This window comes from Pseudomonas sp. MT92 (assembly GCF_058792515.1).
The window spans coordinates 1-17,286 of the sequence record NZ_JBXAFA010000019.1 but is presented as its reverse complement, the minus strand read 5'-3'; the positions used below and the strand labels follow the sequence as shown (position 1 = coordinate 17,286).

Genomic DNA, 17,286 nt, shown 5'->3' with positions numbered 1-17,286 from the left:
AAACCCGGCCAGGAATGCAAGACCGGCTGCATGCTGCAAGTACTGATCATAAGATCTCCGTCCACGTTGCCAACCCGTATTGACGCTCAACCATTCAACGACTTCTTGCCCGCCAGCGCCCCGTTCGGAGTTTGGCGACCTCCTCGTACCTGATTCCTGTACCACACTGAGTTCCATCCCACGCTAGTGGAATGGCATATCTGCGCGCATGTCTAATGAGGCGCGCAGTGGAACATCACAGGAATCGTGAGCATGAATCCCAAACGCTATTGCACAGGATGGCCCGTCGTGGCTGCCCTAGTGGCAAGCGTACTCGCACTGCCGAGCCTCGCCGCCCCCCTGACACTCGATGAAGCCTTGCGACTGGCCGAAAGCAATGCTCCATCGCTGACCGCCCAAGCCGCGAAACTGCAGGCCGCCAGTAGCGCTGCCGTTCCAGCTGGCGAACTACCCGATCCGAAATTGCTGCTGGGCGTACAGAACTACCCCATTGGCGGTCCGAATCGTTGGACTATTGACCAGGACTTCATGACCCAGCAATCGGTTGGGGTTAGGCAAGAAGTACCCAATCGTGACAAACGCAAAGCACGTATCGAGGTCGCCGAGGCTGCCGTCGATCGAGCTGCGGCTGAAGGTCGTGTGGAGCGCCTGAATGTCCGTCAGGCCACCGCATTGGCCTGGATCAGCAGTTACTCCGTCGATCGTAAAGAAACGCTGTTCCAGGACTTTTACCGGGAAAATCGTCTGTTGGCCGATACCGTTCGGGCTCAGATCGCCGGCGGTCGTGCTCAGCCTGCCGATGCGGTCACGCCGAAGCAGGAGGCGGCTCAGTTGGCGGAACAACAGGATGATTTGATCCTCTTGCGTGCGCAAGCCCGAGCGGCACTCAAACGCTGGATTGGTCCAGCCGCCAATGACCAACCAGTAGGCAATCTGCCGCAATGGCCCCTCGATACTTCGGGTTATGTCCACAAACTGCAACATCACCCTGCTCTGGCGGCCTTCGAGCCGATGACTCGCGAGGCGCAAGCCAAGGTGCGTGAAGCCGAGGCGCAAAAGCAATCCGACTGGGGCTGGGAACTCGATTACCAGCGCCGCGGTCGTCAGTTCGGCGACATGGTCAGCGTGCAGTTCACCTTCGACCTGCCACTGTTCCCTGACTCCCGACAGAACCCGAAAATCGCCGCCAAACACGCCGAACTCAATCAATTGGAGGCCGAGCGCGAAGCCCTGACACGCGAGCATACCGAGCAACTGGAGGCAGATCTGGCCGAGTACGAGCGCCTGAACCGTGCCGTACGACGCAGCCAGGACAGCCTGTTGCCTCTGGCCAAGGAAAAGGTAGAACTGAGCATTGCCAGCTACCGCGCCGGTAAAGGCGACTTGGCACCGGTCATCGCTGCGCGTCGAGAACTCATCGAGGCTCGCCTCAAACATATCGACTTCGAAGAACAGCGAGCACTGACCAGTGCGCGCTTGTATTTCACCTACGGGGAAACTAGCCAATGAGCACGCGAATCTGGAAAGGGGCTCTGTTGACTGGCTTGTCGGTCACCTTGGGGGTTGTCGGCGGTTACTGGTTTGCTCAGCAGCGTATCAGCATCATACCTGGAGCGGCCACTGAACAGGCCCCCAAGACACAAGACGAACGCAAGGTGCTGTATTGGTACGATCCGATGAAGCCGCAGCAGAAATTCGATAAGCCGGGCAAATCGCCCTTCATGGATATGGCGTTAGTGCCCCGGTACGCGGATGCTGCGGCGGATAGTACAGCCATCAGTATCGACCCAAGCCTGACCCAGAATCTCGGTTTGCGCCTCGCGACAGTCACTCGCGGAGTCCTCGCTTCCAGCCTGGACGTGGTCGGCGTGCTCGCGTTCAACGAGCGGGATGTCGCCGTGATTCAGGCGCGTACCGCTGGCTTTGTGGAGCGGGTCTATGCCCGTGCTCCCGGCGATGTGCTCAAGGCTAATGCGCCATTGGCGGATATCCTGGTACCGGAATGGGCTGCAGCACAGGAAGAATTCCTCGCACTTAAACGTAATGGCGATGCTGACTTGTTGGTGGCGGCACGCCAACGCTTGCACCTCACCGGGATGCCGGCGGCGCTGATTACCCAGGTAGAACGCAGCGGCAAGATTCAGCCTAACCTGACCCTCTCCAGCCCCATTAGCGGTGTGCTGCAAGAGTTGGATGTACGTACGGGTATGACCGTGGCGGCCGGCGATACGTTGGCACGCGTCAATGGCTTGAGCAGTGTCTGGCTAGCGGTGGCCGTTCCAGAATCGGAGACCGGATCGATAACCTTGGGGCAGGCGGTCGAAGCGCGTCTGCCAGCCTTCTCAGGGACAACGCTCAATGGCAAGGTCAGCGCGATTTTGCCCGAAACCAATCCGGACAGCCGCACCCTTCGTGTGCGGGTGGAACTACCCAATCCGGACGGGCGCCTCAGGCCGGGTTTGACCGCGCAGGTACGCCTGAACCGCTCGACCGGGCAAAGTGTGTTGTGGGTGCCGAGCGAGGCCGTCATTCGCACCGGCCGACGCGTCCTGGTGATGCTCGCCGAAGACGCTGGTCGCTACCGACCCGTAGAGGTGCAACTCGGGCAGGAAAACGAAGGCAAGACGGTGGTGTTGAACGGTCTGGAGGAAGGCCAGCAAGTGGTCTCCTCTGGACAGTTCCTGCTCGACTCCGAGGCCAGCCTCAAGGGCATCGTCGCGCGAACGCTGGAAATGCCACCACCTCCCGCAACAGCCTCAGCCTCAGCCTCAGCCTTTCATGAGGCAGATGGGCAAGTCGTACAGATCAATAGCAAAGACGTGACCCTCGCCCATGGGCCGTTCAAGACGCTGGGCATGCCTGGCATGACCATGACCTTCCCATTGGCGGACCCTGCACTCATGCAAGGACTCAAGGCGGGCGACAAGGTTCGTGTATCAGTCAGTCAAACCGACGATGGTTTGCGAGTCGAGCGTCTGGAAAAACTAGGGGGCCAGCCATGATCGCCGCACTTATCCGCTGGTCAGTGGCCAACCGCTTCCTGGTACTGCTGGCCACGCTGTTCGTCACGGTCTGGGGCGTATGGTCGGTTCAGACCACTCCCATCGATGCACTGCCGGACCTCTCCGATGTTCAGGTCATCATCCGCACCCCTTATCCGGGACAAGCGCCGCAGATCGTTGAGAACCAGGTGACCTATCCGTTGGCCTCCACCATGCTCTCGGTGCCGGGAGCCAAGACGGTGCGTGGTTTTTCCTTTTTCGGCGACAGCTTCGTGTACGTGCTGTTCGAAGACGGTACCGATTTGTATTGGGCTCGCTCGCGGGTGTTGGAATATCTGAGCCAGATACAAAGCCGCCTGCCAGCCACCGCCAAACCGGCCCTGGGGCCAGATGCCACAGGGGTGGGCTGGATCTATCAGTACGCACTGGTAGATCGCAGTGGCGGACACGACCTGGCGCAGCTGCGCGCACTTCAGGACTGGTTCCTCAAATTCGAACTCAAGACCCTGCCCAACGTTGCGGAAGTGGCCACCATCGGCGGCATGGTCAAGCAGTACCAGGTGCAGCTCGATCCGCTCAAACTGGCCAACCTGGGTATCACTCAGGCTGAGGTGAGCAAGGCTATTGGCAAGGCCAATCAGGAAACCGGTGGCGCCGTGCTGGAGATGGCGGAGACTGAATTCATGGTCCGCGCCTCAGGCTACCTGAAGACCCTCAATGACTTTCGCGCGATTCCACTCAAGCTCGGTGCAGGTGGCGTGCCGGTGACCCTTGGCGATGTGGCAACGATCCAGTTGGGGCCGGAAATGCGTCGCGGCATCACCGAACTCGACGGCGAAGGCGAGACAGTCGGTGGCGTGGTGATTCTGCGCAGCGGCAAGAACGCTCGCGAGACCATTGCGGCGGTCAAGGCCAAACTCGACGACTTGAAAAGCAGTCTGCCGGCGGGGGTGGAAATCGTCACCACCTACGACCGCAGCAAGCTGATCGATCGCGCCGTGGAAAATCTCAGCCACAAACTGCTTGAGGAGTTCATAATCGTCGCATTGGTCTGCGGGATATTCCTCTGGCACCTGCGCTCATCCCTGGTGGCCATTATCTCCCTGCCGGTTGGGGTACTGATTGCCTTCATCGTCATGCGTCATCAAGGGATCAACGCCAACATCATGTCGCTGGGAGGGATTGCTATCGCCATCGGCGCCATGGTCGACGCCGCCGTGGTAATGATCGAAAACGCCCACAAGAAGGTCGAGGCCTGGCACGCGGCCCATCCGGGGGAAGAGCTGAAGGGCGAACATCACTGGCAGGTGATGACCGAAGCGGCGACTGAGGTGGGGCCGGCCCTGTTTTTCTGTCTGTTGATCATCACCCTGTCGTTCATTCCGGTGTTCACCCTGGAGGCTCAAGAGGGCCGCCTGTTTGGTCCCCTCGCCTTCACCAAGACCTATGCCATGGCGGCGGCGGCCGGACTGTCGGTGACCCTGGTGCCGGTACTGATGGGCTACTGGATTCGCGGGCGTATTCCCAATGAACAACAAAACCCGTTGAACCGTTGGCTGATCAGGATCTATCAACCGGCCCTGGACGCGGTGCTGCGTAGGCCCAAAATCACCATGCTGGTCGCGCTACTGGTCTTTCTCAGCGCGATATGGCCGATCTCTCGCTTGGGTGGCGAGTTCCTCCCTGCGCTGGACGAGGGCGATCTGCTCTATATGCCTTCGGCCCTACCTGGGTTGTCAGCGCAGAAAGCGGCGCAGCTACTGCAGCAGACTGACCGCCTGATCAAGACGGTGCCCGAAGTCGAGCACGTCTTTGGTAAAGCTGGCCGCGCCGAAACTGCCACCGATCCGGCACCGCTGGAGATGTTCGAGACCACCATTCAATTCAAGCCGCGCGAGCAGTGGCGCCCAGGAATGACCCAGGAAAAGCTGGTGGAAGAGTTGGATCGGGAGGTACGTGTCCCTGGATTGACCAACATCTGGATACCGCCAATCCGCAACCGTATCGACATGCTCGCCACTGGGATCAAGAGCCCGATTGGGGTGAAAATTGCCGGCACCAACCTGACGGAGATCGATGCGGCTACTCAGGCTGTCGAACGCGCGGCTAAGGACGTACCCGGGGTCAGTTCGGCCCTGGCCGAGCGACTGACCGGTGGCCGCTATATCGACGTGGATATCGACCGCAAGGCGGCCGCCCGCTACGGACTGAATATTGCCAATGTGCAGTCGATCGTGGCCGGGGCTATTGGCGGCGAAAACATCGGGGAGACCATTGAAGGGCTCGCCCGCTTCCCGATCAATGTGCGTTACCCCCGCGAGTGGCGTGACTCGCTCGGCGCCCTGGAGCAGCTGCCGATCTACACCCCCTTGGGGAGCCAGATCACCCTCGGCACGGTGGCGAAGATCAAGGTCAGCGACGGCCCGCCGATGCTCAAAAGCGAAAACGCTCGACCTTCTGGCTGGGTGTACATCGACGTACGTGGTCGAGATATTGCCTCAGTGGTCGCCGACCTGCGCCGGGTCGTCAGTGAACAAGTCAAGTTGCAGCCAGGCATGAGCCTGAGCTACTCGGGTCAGTTCGAGTTTCTCGAACGGGCCAATGCAAGGCTCAAGCTGGTGGTGCCGGCGACGCTACTGATCATTTTCGTACTGCTTTACCTGACGCTCGCCCGCTTCGACGAGGCCTTGCTGATCATGGCTACCTTACCGTTCGCACTGACTGGCGGGGCATGGTTCCTCTATCTGCTGGGATACAATTTGTCAGTGGCCACCGGTGTCGGCTTTATCGCCTTGGCCGGTGTGTCTGCCGAATTTGGCGTGATCATGCTGCTCTACCTGAAGAACGCCTGGGCCGAACGTGAAGAACTTGGTGACAACACTGAGCGTGGGCTAATCGATGCAGTTCGCGAAGGCGCGGTGCAGCGGGTTCGACCCAAGGCCATGACGGTGGCCGTGATCATTGCCGGCTTGCTACCCATCCTCCTGGGTAGCGGTACCGGCAGCGAAGTGATGAGCAGAATTTCCGCGCCCATGGTCGGCGGCATGATCACCGCGCCACTATTGTCCCTGTTCGTTATTCCGGCGGCCTTTCATCTTTTACGTCGTCGACACCTGAAACGTTGAACCTACTGTAAAACCGAGTTGATCGAAGTGAAAGGATTAGCTAGAACCTGATCTAGTGGGTCCTTTCACCAAGTCCAACTGAGAGTGTCGGTATCCACCAGAACCAACAAATGCGACGTATGCATGAAGTCTATGAAGCTTTCCGCCAATCTGGGCATGTACTCAGTACTCGAAAAAGCCATTCGCTATGGCATAGCCAGCGCGGGGAGAAGCGCGCCACCCTGTAACGAGGCAACTAGCGGGCAGGAAATGTTTCCCTCCCTCGAGTGGCAAGCACGCACAAGCTCAGATAGGGCAGCCTCCATACGTTTCAAGTCTGCCAACTTCTCTCGCACGTCTTTAAGCTTGTGCTCTGCCAGGCTGCTGGCTTCCTCGCAGTGAGTACCGTCCTCCAGTCGCAGTAATCCTACAATTTCGTCCAAGCTGAAGCCTATACGCTGTGCTGACTTTACGAATCGTAACCGCGCTACATCCGCGTCTCCATAACGGCGAATGCTGCCGTAAGGCTTATCCGGCTCGGGCAATAGCCCCTTACGTTGATAGAAACGGATGGTTTCCACATTGACTCCGGCGACCTTGGCGAAGGCACCTATGGTCAGGCTCTCTCGATTGTTCTGCATGATACTTGATTCCGTACATGACTACGGAGTTAACGTTAAGTCATCAATTACACTTTCGAAAGGAAAAATGCATGTCCGACTCAAAAAGCGGGCGTAACGCACTCTTCGCCGGAGGTTTCGCGGCGATCCTTGCCTCTACCTGCTGCCTGGGGCCGCTGGTGCTGATTACCTTGGGTTTTAGTGGCGCTTGGATCAGCAACCTAACCGTTCTGGAACCGTATCGCCCGATCTTTATCGTTGTATCACTGGTGGCATTGCTCTTGGCTTACCGACGTATATTTAGATGTTCAGAAACCTGTAAACCTGGGGAGGTTTGTGCGATTTCACAGGTGCGAACTGGCTACAAATACATATTCTGGGTAGTGATGGCACTTGTTCTGATTGCGCTGGCCTTCCCTTACCTCCTCTCCTTGTTCTACTGATCAGGAGTTCGTGATGAAAAGTTTGTTTGTCGCACTCGCTTTTACTGCTGCTATTTCCCCTGTGTGGGCCGCCACCCAGACGGTGACCCTGTCGGTACCTGGCATGACCTGCGCAGCCTGCCCGATTACCGTGAAGAAGGCATTGAACAAGGTAGAGGGCGTAAGCAAGACCGAAATCCGTTTCGAGGACCGCGAAGCAACTGTCACATTCGATGATACCAAAACCAGTATCGACGCTCTGACTAAAGCCAGTGAAAACGCGGGCTACCCAGCCTCGCTCAAGAAGTGACGATGAACCACTCCAATACGGTTGATGAAGGTTGGTTTGACCAAATAGCTACTGACGGAATTGCCTCGAGCGTCGCCTCTGCGAGTGGCGCTGCTCGGGGTAGTCGACCCATCCACCTTAACCCGATACCTGGTCTACTTATCGTTACAAGTGGTTGTTGCCTCCATTGCTTTGACCCTTTATGCCGTGCACAAAAAGCATAACGTACTGCGTGTGCGGTACAGACAACTCGAAGACGGGAGAAAAATAATGATTCAACTACAAGTGGAGGGCATGACCTGCGTATCTTGCACCAAACACTTCAAGCAGGCATTAGAGAAGGTCGAGGGCGTGCGCTCGGTGAGCGTGACCTATCCTCAGGGATTGGCAACGATTACGACCGATGGACGCTTGAGCACAAAGTTGCTCATCGCAGCGGCAACAGCGCTCGGCTATAACGTGCGACTCGATCACAGTCCAAGGTCGTCTTCCAGTCTATTCGACCGAGCGCTGGATGGCCAAGACACAGTAAAAAAGCAAACGGACAGCGAGCAATCGCTGCACATAGCCATTATCGGCAGTGGCGGAGCCGCCATGGCAGCGGCGTTGAAGGCTGTTGAGCTCGGAGCAAGGGTTACCTTGATCGAACGAGACACCATCGGTGGTACCTGTGTCAATGTCGGGTGCGTACCATCGAAAATCATGATTCGCGCCGCGCATATCGCCCACCTGCGCCGCAAGAGTCCGTTTGACGCGGGATTGCCTGCTACGAAGTCAATCGTCCGGCGTGATCAGCTGCTTACACAGCAGCAAGCTCGAGTGGACGAACTGCGCCACACCAAATACGAAGGTATTCTGAAGAACACCCCTGAGATCACCATGCTACGCGGAGAGGCCCGTTTCCAAGACAGCCAAAACCTCATTGTAACGTTGAATGATGGTCGCGAGCTTGTGCTAGAGTTCGATCGCTGCCTGGTTGCCACCGGCGCCAGTCCAGCTATTCCGGTGATTAATGGCCTCAAGGACACGCCTTTTTGGACTTCCACCGAAGCCTTGGCCAGCGACAGCATCCCCGAACGCTTGGCCGTGATCGGCTCGTCGGTAGTGGCGCTGGAACTCGCTCAGGCTTTTGCCCGACTGGGTAGCCAGGTGACTATCTTAGCTCGAAGTACCCTACTCTTCCGTGAAGATCCGGCCATCGGTGAAGCCATCACGGCCGCCTTCCGATCCGAAGGTATCAGTGTGCTTGAGCATGCAGAGGCCAACAACGTCGCCTATGTTGAGGGGGAGTTTTTAATCTCCACCGAGCAAGGCGAGTTCCGTGCAGACCAACTCTTGGTTGCGACCGGACGCACACCTAATACGCGCAACTTGGCGTTGGCAGCGTCGGGTGTCGCGATCAATGCGCAGAGAGGGATCGTCATTGACCAAGGCATGCGCACCAATACGCAGCACATTTATGCAGCGGGTGACTGCACGGACCAGCCGCAATTCGTTTATGTGGCCGCAGCAGCCGGCACCCGTGCCGCCATCAATATGGCAGGCGGGGACGTCGCTCTCAATCTGACGGCAATGCCGACGGTGGTGTTTACCGATCCGCAAGTCGCCACCACGGGCCTAACCGAAGCCGAAGCACATGCACAAAATATCGAAACCGACAGCCGCACCCTGAGCCTGGACAATGTGCCTCGTGCGCTCGCTAACTTTGACACCCGCGGCTTCATCAAGTTGGTGGTTGAGGCAAGCTCTCGGCGACTGATTGGAGTTCAAATCGTGGCGCCAGAAGCGGGTGAGCTGATTCAGACTGCCGTGCTGGCCATTCGTAACCGGATGACGGTGAACGACCTGACCGAGCTATTGTTCCCATATTTGACAATGGTTGAGGGGCTCAAGCTCTGTGCACAGACCTTCACAAAGGACATCAAGCAATTATCATGCTGCGCCGGATAAGCAGAACAATCGAAAATTGGTTTCGTTGGCAAGCAACTTTATACGACCAAAAATCTCATAGGCAGCCAATCAGTGCCATTTCAGCCATGAGTTGGCCTCGGTTGAGTTGTTTGTGCGGTATCGCCATGAACAAGTTCACTCGTTTTTTGATGTGCGCTACGGTCGCATCGAATGCATCGTTGATTTGATCCGGGGATCCGCTAATGTCGGATGGATCTGCCAGCCCCCAATGGGCTTTTATCGCAGTACCAAACACGATTGGACAAGCCTCTGCAGCCGCTTTGTCACATACAGTAATTACGAAATTTGGATCAAGATAACGGTGAATTTCGATTGATTTACTGAACAACTCTTCGGCGATGATCCCCTCGCGTTTAAGCGCCTTTAGACTCTGCGGATGAATTAAGCCGGAAGGATGGCTGCCCGCACTGAACGCTTGCATTCCAGAGGGGGCGACACTATTAAAGATGGCTTCGGAGAGGATACTGCGACAACTGTTGGCTGTGCAGACAAATAAGATTTTCATCGTTGAAACTCATATACATAGTGAAATATGTTGGCACGAGTATCGCCAAAACAACTGCAGTTCAAACCGCTCAGCGCTAGGCTTGCAGTGCGCTGACCCACTCCTCGACTGAGATGCTCAGATAGCCTGTAATCTCCAATGTTCGATCTTCTAGGGCATCGTGTTCTGGATGCATGTGCTGCCACGCTCCCACCACCATATCGCGATGAGTCAATAGCGCCTCAATCTGTGGACGAAACAGTCTCAGCATTGAGGTCAGCCAGAGGTTGGTCGGCCAGGACGGATAAGCATGATCTACTGAAAAATCTTTCAGCATATTGATCGTGTCGGTTGAAGAGTACCAAGTTTCACCTGTCACCCAGCGGTTGCAAGCAAAAAGTCCAATTGGTAGCCCCCATGGATCCATCGAGATTGCAATCAGATGAGCAATCGCTTGATCGCCTCGCGGCCACTCTTCGCTAGCCTTAGGATAGTCCATGGGGGTGACGCCTGAAGCGATGCCCTGTGCGCGCATAAAGGTATGGAAATGTCCATGCTCAAGGCCACCCTCTCGATGGGCGTGGTAGTAGTATTGAGCGTGGCTCTCCTGATCGAACACATCACCGTCTGGATAATGGTTCATCTCGAAGAAACCTTCATGCCCCTTAATCACCTCTCCCACCACGTTGAAACCGGCTTTGCTTAGTGCTCGCTGACAATCGACAATGACCTTGGAGGCTGAAAGCATCTCATGACGCGATGCCTGTGAAATCGAACCGACTTGCATGATGGGGATAGGTAACTCAGCTACTGCCGAACTGAGTCCTGTGGGCTGGTCGTTCATCTTTTAATCCTGAGAATAGTGGTTACGAAAGGCTACGCCTCTGAATCTGGTATCTACGATGCGATTGCTCGGCTAGAGACCCATTTTTTGGCCTAAGGACTCTTTGCCGCAGGAGGATTGGGCTTAAATTGCCGCTGTAATGTTTCTATGTATGCCACCAATGCAGCTAACTCTTTGGACTCCCATTCGAGTGGAGCAGCTGCCATAGGGGCCACCATACAGACTTGTATCATCTCATCGAGAAACACCTGAGACATCCCAAACTGATTTTTACTCATGATCACTTCATGGGGATATGGTCGGGAGAAGGATGGCTGGAACATATTTAGGCCCTGATGACAGGTGTCGCAGGAGAGACCGTTGCTACTCAGAAGTTTGTCTTTGAACAGTTTTGACCCCAATGTTACAAGCTCACTTTCATTGCCTTGATAAGGTTTGTAGTTAGCAGGCCGTTTAACTTCCTGTGCGGTACAAGGATAAGCTTTAGCAATACCTGGATTTGTTGCTGCACAAGGGTTTGTGCCCTGTGAAGGGGGTGTCACAGCATATTTGTTGGCTGCGTAACCATTCTGCGCTGTGTATGGTGTGGACAGTGCGGTTGAAGGCGGTTTCGCTGCATTCGAGGCCGCCATTATCGGCTCAGCGAGGGCCATAGTAAGTACTGCCGCGGACGCCATTGACGCCAGCGGTATGGTTGCGTTAAGAGCTTTTTGGGATATCTGATGCGCGCTCATGGTGACTCCCCGACGTAAGCCATCCTAGAAAAAACAACGGCTTTTTCTGTCATTTACAAGGAGTCAGATGAATCCATCGCCAATTCGTTACAGGTTCTCTTGGAGATTTTGAACGAGAGAATCATGGCCAGGTATTTTTTGACCCGGCCGTTTTCTAGCCCAAAGCACAGCCCGCTCGCCGGTCGCGGTAGGGACGGCAGTCACCTGCCGCCCCTACCGCGACCCTTCGAACGAGGAAAGGCAACACAGTAAAATATTTAAATCATAGCAAAATCATAATGTTACAGTAATAATGTCCTATTTTTCCGTTTTCTCGGCATACCCCCGTGATCAAATTAAAAAGTGCATTCGTGCCTCCCGCTGTTCCGATTGCAATTTCCTCTCTGAGTGGCCTTAACGACGCAAGGTATGTACGAATCCTCGGATTCGGGAAAGACGGCAAAGCGAACTCTGGCCGCAAACTGTACGCCGATGTGCCGGTAGCGTCAGCAAGGTGCAGTCCGCCTCCAGTCCCGGGGGCGGCAAGTTGTGAGGCGAGTCGTGAATTGTTTGCAAGGGACCCCCAGGGCACGTTCGATTCCTGTCCTGGTGACAGTGGTGGCCCAGTCTATGTTAGGAGCCAATTCGGCCAGTACCGTTTAGTTGGGATCACTTCTCGCGCGTCAGGAGTTTCTTCCCAGTGCGGTGGCGGGACCATAGTGACGCTCCTTGACGCAGAGCGTTTGAGTTGGATTCGCTCGCAGGTAGGAGTGCAGGTAAACGCCCAGCCGATGAAGCCCGAACTACCAGGCCCCATGTGCGGACTAGAGCGCTGTGCAACCGAATAGCCTCACCTTGGTCTGACCTCCTTACTTTGTCGAGCTCTGCGTCCTAGGACCTTTCCTTGGTCGAAGGAGCCTGCAGCAATCCAATACCCGCTCCTCGCTTTGCCCTTTGTAATTACTGCCCCCCAGATTGGGCCCAATTGGCCGCTATTCGTAGATCTCATTCCCTAGCATTGAAACATCAGATTTCAATGTGTGGAGTGGAGATGCTTCAGATCTCGCAAGGTCGTGGCCAACAGTCATCTGCTGCAGCTGGCAGCAAGAAAAAGAACGAGTCCACCCTACAGCGTCTTATGCGTATGTACGGCGATCATATGTCCGTTGTCCAGGTAGCAGCTGAGTTGAACTACTCAGTGACCTACTTCCGGAAAAAAATTGGCGCAGCCGACTATCAGCACCTGGGGTGGGTCAAGGCGATTTACCCTGCTCGTAAAAAGTCTGGTCGGTTCTGGGTATACCGTACTGAGGCCGTCGCATGCTTCCTTGATAAGGGGGTTTGACGTGAGGCCCACTATACTTCTTAGCGCTGCGGTGATAGTTGCGCTTGCACATGTCGTAAACGCAAGTGAGAGGCCAGAAGAATCTTCCCTGCCCGCCGCCGGCGGCAGTAGCTATTACAAGGGAAAGGCCGAAGGATGGTTCTGGTACAAGGACCCACCTAAGGAAGAAGAGGAGCCGAAGAAGGAGTTGCCGCCTCCTCCCCCGCCTCCCCAGCCGGCGCCTCCGGAAGAAAAAGTCGAACCCCCGACCCCAAAAGGTCCAGAGGTGTTCAGTGTTGCCTGGATCAAGAAGAACCTGCCTAAGTACCGTGACCGAGCCATCGACAACCCGACGGATGCGAACGTTCAGGCCTATTACTACCTTCAACGCGTAATGATGGACAAAGCGTCGCGGTTCTCCGAGGCCTCGTCGCGCGCAATCATGAAGGATCCTTTCCTCGACGAAGATAGCCGGCGTCCAGTCGCGACATATGCAGCAAATGCAATGAATCGCGAAGTGACGGCCAACAAAGACAAGGTGCTTCGCAGCCTGGCTGACAGGGTTGGGGTTTTCTTTTTCTTCAAATCAAACTGCATGCTGTGTGCCGAACAGGCAAACGTCCTGCAATCGCTCACAACTTCGACTGGCATAAACATCATTCCAGTTTCGCTTGATGGCGGGCCGTTGGATAACAACGCGTTTCCGGACTATCGGGTGGACGATGGCCAGGCCAAGAAACTTGAGATCTTTCAGACCCCTGCCCTCGCCTTGGCCATGCCCCCTCAAGGCACAGCAATCGTGGGATACGGCGCCATTACGCTCGACGTGCTGTTCAATCGAATTCTGATGGCCACGCGAGACGCTGGGATTATCGACCATAAAACATTTGCGAGCACGCAGCCGTTTTTCGACAACGGACTTCTGTCGATTGATGACTCGGACGGAATTGATGAGGAACTTCTCAATGACCCTCAAAGATTCGTGCAAAGCATGAAAGCCAAGTTGGCAAGAAAGGCTATTGACGTGGAGACCCCTAATGCGATTGAACAGTAAATCAATGATTCTGGCTTTGGCTATCGGTATAGCTCCGTCGGGAGCATATGCTGACATTCAGTCGCAACTGGATTCCATGTTCGATTCGATGTCGAACAGCACAGAACCGGGAGCGTATGAAACAGCGACGCGTGGTGTTATTACTGGCGGTTCATTGCGAGTTAGAAACAAAATATCCAACACGCCAATCGTTAACTTTAGACCGCCCTCCTTCCAGGCTGGCTGTGGCGGGATTGACATGTTCGCAGGTTCTTTCTCATTCATTAACGCCCAACAATTCGTTCAAGCGTTGCGATCGGTCGCTTCTAACGCTGTCGGCGTTGCCTCTGGCTACGCGTTTAAACTGGCATTGAACGCTATGGGGCCAACTGTCCACAACGTCATCCAGAACCTGCAAGAAGTTATGCAGGACATTAATAGTCTGATGTCAAATTCTTGCCAACTTGCCCAGGGACTGGTCACTGACGCTTTCAGTTCCTTCACGTCTAAAGAGACGATGAGAGCGGCAAACATCAACGTGACTGGGGGTATCGGCGATGCCTTTGCCTCGATTATGCCCGGAAGCCTGACCTCGAAGTCTCCAAAGGAGCAGCAGAGTGACGCCGGATTAGCCAAATCCTGTGAGGACATTGGCAACGTCATCTGGTGCGCTATGACACAAAATAACGCCAGGGGCTTCTTCCAGTACGGATCACGCCAAACTGATGAGATGATTATGTCCTTGACTGGGACTGTACTCATTACCGCACTTGAGAACGCCGACGATGGAAAAGGAAAAGTTCCTACTACCAAATTCTATGGTCCTACGTCTATTACTTTGCAGGACATAGTTGAGGGTAAAAAAACAGACACTGTGCCAATTTACGATTGCTCCAGCGACGAAGATTCTTGCATGACTATTAAGACTCAGCAGATAGCATTTGACGGTCTGGCAGAAAAAATAGTGAAGCTATTTAATGGTAATGCGAGCTCTCCAGGCATTGTGTTTAAGTGGGCCAACAACGCTGGTCCATTCAATTCTGATGAAGTAGCGATTATTGGGGCGCTTCAAAAAACAGGGTTTTCCGCGATGATTCAGCGACTTGCCCAACATAGTGAGTACATGGCTAAGGGCTTCGTTAGCGCGCACTCCAAAATGCTTGCTCTTGAGGGCGCCCACTCCCTTGCTGAGTCGTATATCAACGTAGCCTCAGAAGTTCTTAAAAAAGGAAAAATGGTTGACCAGCTTGGTGAAACCAGTAAGGACTTTCTGTCTGAGTCGCGCGCACGTCTCACCTCAGAGCACCAATCACTGCTGTCAAAATATGGCAATGAAAATGATATGGCCAAGGACTATCAGGTGCGCATGCAGATCATGCCGCCACCCAATTTTATTGCCACGATGGGCGCTAATCCTGTGAGGCCAAACTGATGGAGTTCACAATTTATTCTGTTGGCTCTGCAGTATACCTCGAGGAGGTTTTGAACTCAGTTGCCATGATCTGCGGCACCGGTGATATTGAGTCTCTGGCCAAAATCGGGTTTGCGATCGGAGCCCTTATCTTGGGCTTTCAAGCAGTTTTCAATAACACCGCAATTCCATTCCAAAAACTGCTTATTTGCCTGGTGTTGTACATGGCCATGTACGGCCCTTCTGGGCGGGCGATCATTGAGGACGTGTATGACGGCGATGTGGCGGTGGTTGATAACGTCCCGCTAGGTCCCCTAGCTGTTGGGTCGATCATCTCAAATATTGGGTACAATCTTACGAATCTCTTTGAGCAGGCGTTCTCTACACCTGCGATGACAAAGTACGGTTTTGCGGACCCGATTGAAACCCTGATGAAAGTTCGCTCAGTGACTGGTAATTTGATGTCCATTCCATCGTTCACCAATGGATTGGGCCCCAATAAAAACCTGGTTAACTCGTGGTCTAATTATTTCCGTGAATGCACGCTGCCCATGCTTGGCACTGATCTCCAAGATTATGCCGACCTATACCGGGCGAACGACCCAATGGGCGCTGCACGGTTTAGCAGCAGCGTTTATTACACGCAGATTTTCGATGGTCCAGTTGGGGGTAGAACGCTCAATTGTTCTGACGCACATACAGCCCTTGTTAACCTAACGGACTCAGCAACTGATAACGTCATGTCCGAGATCGCAACTGCGGGTTTCAAGCGTCCAGGAAAGACGGTCGATCCAGATGCGGTGACCTCTCGCATTGGTGATTCTCTGTACGCGCTGAATATGTCAGCGACCGACGCCCGGGCTTACACAATGGCCTCGGTTCTCTATCCAATATTTCTTCAAGCACCTGGTCAGAAAGCAGTAGAGGATCTGCAGGGCTCGTATGGCGTCATGATGGGCCAGGCCATGGCTCAGCAAAACACCCAGTGGGCAGCCGAAGGAACGCAATTTACGAAGTATGTTCGGCCATTCATGACCTTCTTTGAAGGCCTCATTTATGCCATCACTCCGCTGATGGCGTTCCTTATTACCATGGGCGGTTTTGGTATTGGCCTGATCAGCAAATATTTGATGTTGCTGGCCTGGATGATGCTCTGGATGCCGGCATTGGCAATTGTGAACCTTTACACGGTCTCGTCCACCGCGAGTGCTATGGAGTCCATTCTCCAGACGTCGTCGTTCGACGTTGGCGGGACTGGGGTGTCGTTCGAGATGCTCAAGCAGATGGGGCCTGCTCTTGAACAGGCTATTGGTGTCGCGGGGTTAATGGCCTCCTCCATCCCAGCAATATGTTTGTTCCTGGTCTCCGGTACAGCGATTGCTGCCTCTGGGATCGCAGGACGGATGAGTGGCTCTGACCAAATTAACGAGAAAATTGCCAGCCCTGATGTCGTAACCCCTGCAGCTGGATTGCAGACTACGCCCTACGCAACTAGCGACTTCGACAAGGGCGTACGCATCAACGGATCGGAAAATCAGCGTGGCAACATTTCAGTCGGGTCCATGCTGAGTGAATCCGTTCAAAGCTCAAGGGCGACCTCAGAGGGCTCCTCTCAGGCCTTTTCTAAGCAATTCACGAGCACGATGGGCAGATCGCTCGATAACTCGAAGACAATCGGTGAAGCTGCGGATATTGGGCATTCGCTTCAAACATCACTCGGCTTGGATAAAAGCGCGAGTTTCCAGGCAAAGTACGATGCGCTCAGATCTCAAGGGTACAGCGCTAGCAACATCGATGCGGCTATTGCGAGCACTGCGCTGAGCGGTGGCGTCGATGGCAAGCTTGGTGCCACTGCAGCTGCAGGCGTTGATGGAGGTCCTGCAGGTGTTAAAGCAGGTATCAACGGAGGCGTTGGGCTGAGTGCTGGGGCAACAGCCTCAAGTACTGATCAGTCAACGCGGTCTGACTCCCAGGCCTATGCGGATACGCTGTCTGGGGATGTAAGCCGGAACCCCAGAAATTTCCGTCACCCTAGTTGGGTGGGCTCAACACTCGTGTCACCAGCTACC

General features: G+C 54.9%; 15 protein-coding genes. 11 read left to right on the top strand and 4 right to left on the bottom strand.

The window, feature by feature from the left end; all coding sequences use genetic code 11:
• Positions 1-252 precede the first annotated feature (252 nt).
• The 3 genes from AC1Q6D_RS28440 to AC1Q6D_RS28430 are packed head-to-tail and all read left to right on the top strand — an operon-like array spanning position 253 to position 6,127.
• The gene (locus AC1Q6D_RS28440; protein ID WP_103404605.1) at positions 253-1,509 is read left to right on the top strand and encodes a TolC family protein; all 1,257 of its coding nucleotides are present in this window, start codon (positions 253-255) and stop codon (positions 1,507-1,509) included.
• A complete protein-coding gene (locus AC1Q6D_RS28435; protein WP_103404606.1) occupies positions 1,506-3,002 on the top strand; it encodes an efflux RND transporter periplasmic adaptor subunit in 1,497 nt (498 codons plus the stop codon). Before AC1Q6D_RS28440 ends, AC1Q6D_RS28435 begins: the two co-directional genes overlap by 4 nt.
• Positions 2,999-6,127 carry an efflux RND transporter permease subunit gene (locus tag AC1Q6D_RS28430; RefSeq protein ID WP_103404607.1) on the top strand — a complete coding sequence of 1,043 codons (3,129 nt, stop codon included), beginning with the start codon at positions 2,999-3,001 and terminating at the stop codon, positions 6,125-6,127. The genes AC1Q6D_RS28435 and AC1Q6D_RS28430 overlap by 4 nt, the downstream gene beginning before the upstream one ends.
• 185 nt (positions 6,128-6,312) lie before the next feature.
• Here AC1Q6D_RS28430 and merR read toward each other — a convergent pair whose 3' ends face one another.
• Positions 6,313-6,747 carry a mercury resistance transcriptional regulator MerR gene (gene merR / locus AC1Q6D_RS28425; RefSeq protein WP_103404608.1) on the bottom strand — a complete coding sequence of 145 codons (435 nt, stop codon included), beginning with the start codon at positions 6,745-6,747 and terminating at the stop codon, positions 6,313-6,315.
• 71 nt (positions 6,748-6,818) lie between these two features.
• Here merR and merT point away from each other — a divergent pair, with 71 nt between their 5' ends.
• From merT to merA, 3 genes are all read left to right on the top strand, one after another.
• Positions 6,819-7,169, top strand: coding sequence for a mercuric ion transporter MerT (gene merT, locus AC1Q6D_RS28420; protein WP_103404609.1), 351 nt, complete (start codon positions 6,819-6,821; stop codon positions 7,167-7,169).
• A gap of 13 nt (positions 7,170-7,182) precedes the next feature.
• Positions 7,183-7,458, top strand: coding sequence for a mercury resistance system periplasmic binding protein MerP (gene merP / locus AC1Q6D_RS28415; protein ID WP_103404610.1), 276 nt, complete (start codon positions 7,183-7,185; stop codon positions 7,456-7,458).
• Between the two features lie 249 nt (positions 7,459-7,707).
• A complete protein-coding gene (gene merA, locus AC1Q6D_RS28410; RefSeq protein ID WP_103404611.1) occupies positions 7,708-9,387 on the top strand; it encodes a mercury(II) reductase in 1,680 nt (559 codons plus the stop codon).
• 55 nt (positions 9,388-9,442) lie between these two features.
• Here the strand turns inward: merA and AC1Q6D_RS28405 are convergent, their stop codons facing one another.
• The 3 genes from AC1Q6D_RS28405 to AC1Q6D_RS28395 form a co-directional block, all read right to left on the bottom strand.
• Positions 9,443-9,913 (bottom strand): arsenate reductase ArsC, encoded by a 471-nt coding sequence (locus AC1Q6D_RS28405; RefSeq protein ID WP_103404612.1) that lies wholly within the window; start codon positions 9,911-9,913, stop codon positions 9,443-9,445.
• Between the two features lie 76 nt (positions 9,914-9,989).
• Positions 9,990-10,736: a DUF6969 family protein gene (locus tag AC1Q6D_RS28400; RefSeq protein ID WP_207291507.1), complete on the bottom strand. Its 747-nt coding sequence runs from the start codon at positions 10,734-10,736 to the stop codon at positions 9,990-9,992.
• Positions 10,737-10,828: 92 nt separating this feature from the next.
• Positions 10,829-11,470 carry a cytochrome c peroxidase gene (locus AC1Q6D_RS28395; protein ID WP_103404613.1) on the bottom strand — a complete coding sequence of 214 codons (642 nt, stop codon included), beginning with the start codon at positions 11,468-11,470 and terminating at the stop codon, positions 10,829-10,831.
• A 326-nt stretch (positions 11,471-11,796) separates the two neighbouring features.
• Here AC1Q6D_RS28395 and AC1Q6D_RS28390 point away from each other — a divergent pair, with 326 nt between their 5' ends.
• From AC1Q6D_RS28390 to AC1Q6D_RS28370, 5 genes are all read left to right on the top strand, one after another.
• Complete coding sequence (locus AC1Q6D_RS28390; RefSeq protein WP_158249392.1) at positions 11,797-12,297, top strand: trypsin-like serine protease; 501 nt, start codon at positions 11,797-11,799, stop codon at positions 12,295-12,297.
• 203 nt (positions 12,298-12,500) lie between these two features.
• A complete protein-coding gene (locus tag AC1Q6D_RS28385) occupies positions 12,501-12,794 on the top strand; it encodes a hypothetical protein (protein ID WP_103404615.1) in 294 nt (97 codons plus the stop codon).
• Between the two features lies 1 nt (position 12,795).
• On the top strand, positions 12,796-13,827 hold the full coding sequence (traF, locus tag AC1Q6D_RS28380; protein WP_256590265.1) for a conjugal transfer protein TraF: 1,032 nt from the start codon (positions 12,796-12,798) through the stop codon (positions 13,825-13,827).
• Positions 13,811-15,238, top strand: coding sequence for a conjugal transfer protein TraH (locus AC1Q6D_RS28375; RefSeq protein ID WP_103404616.1), 1,428 nt, complete (start codon positions 13,811-13,813; stop codon positions 15,236-15,238). Before traF ends, AC1Q6D_RS28375 begins: the two co-directional genes overlap by 17 nt.
• A partial coding sequence (locus AC1Q6D_RS28370) for a conjugal transfer protein TraG N-terminal domain-containing protein (RefSeq protein ID WP_146041498.1) occupies positions 15,238-17,286 on the top strand: 2,049 nt, incomplete at its 3' end. The genes AC1Q6D_RS28375 and AC1Q6D_RS28370, both read left to right, overlap by 1 nt.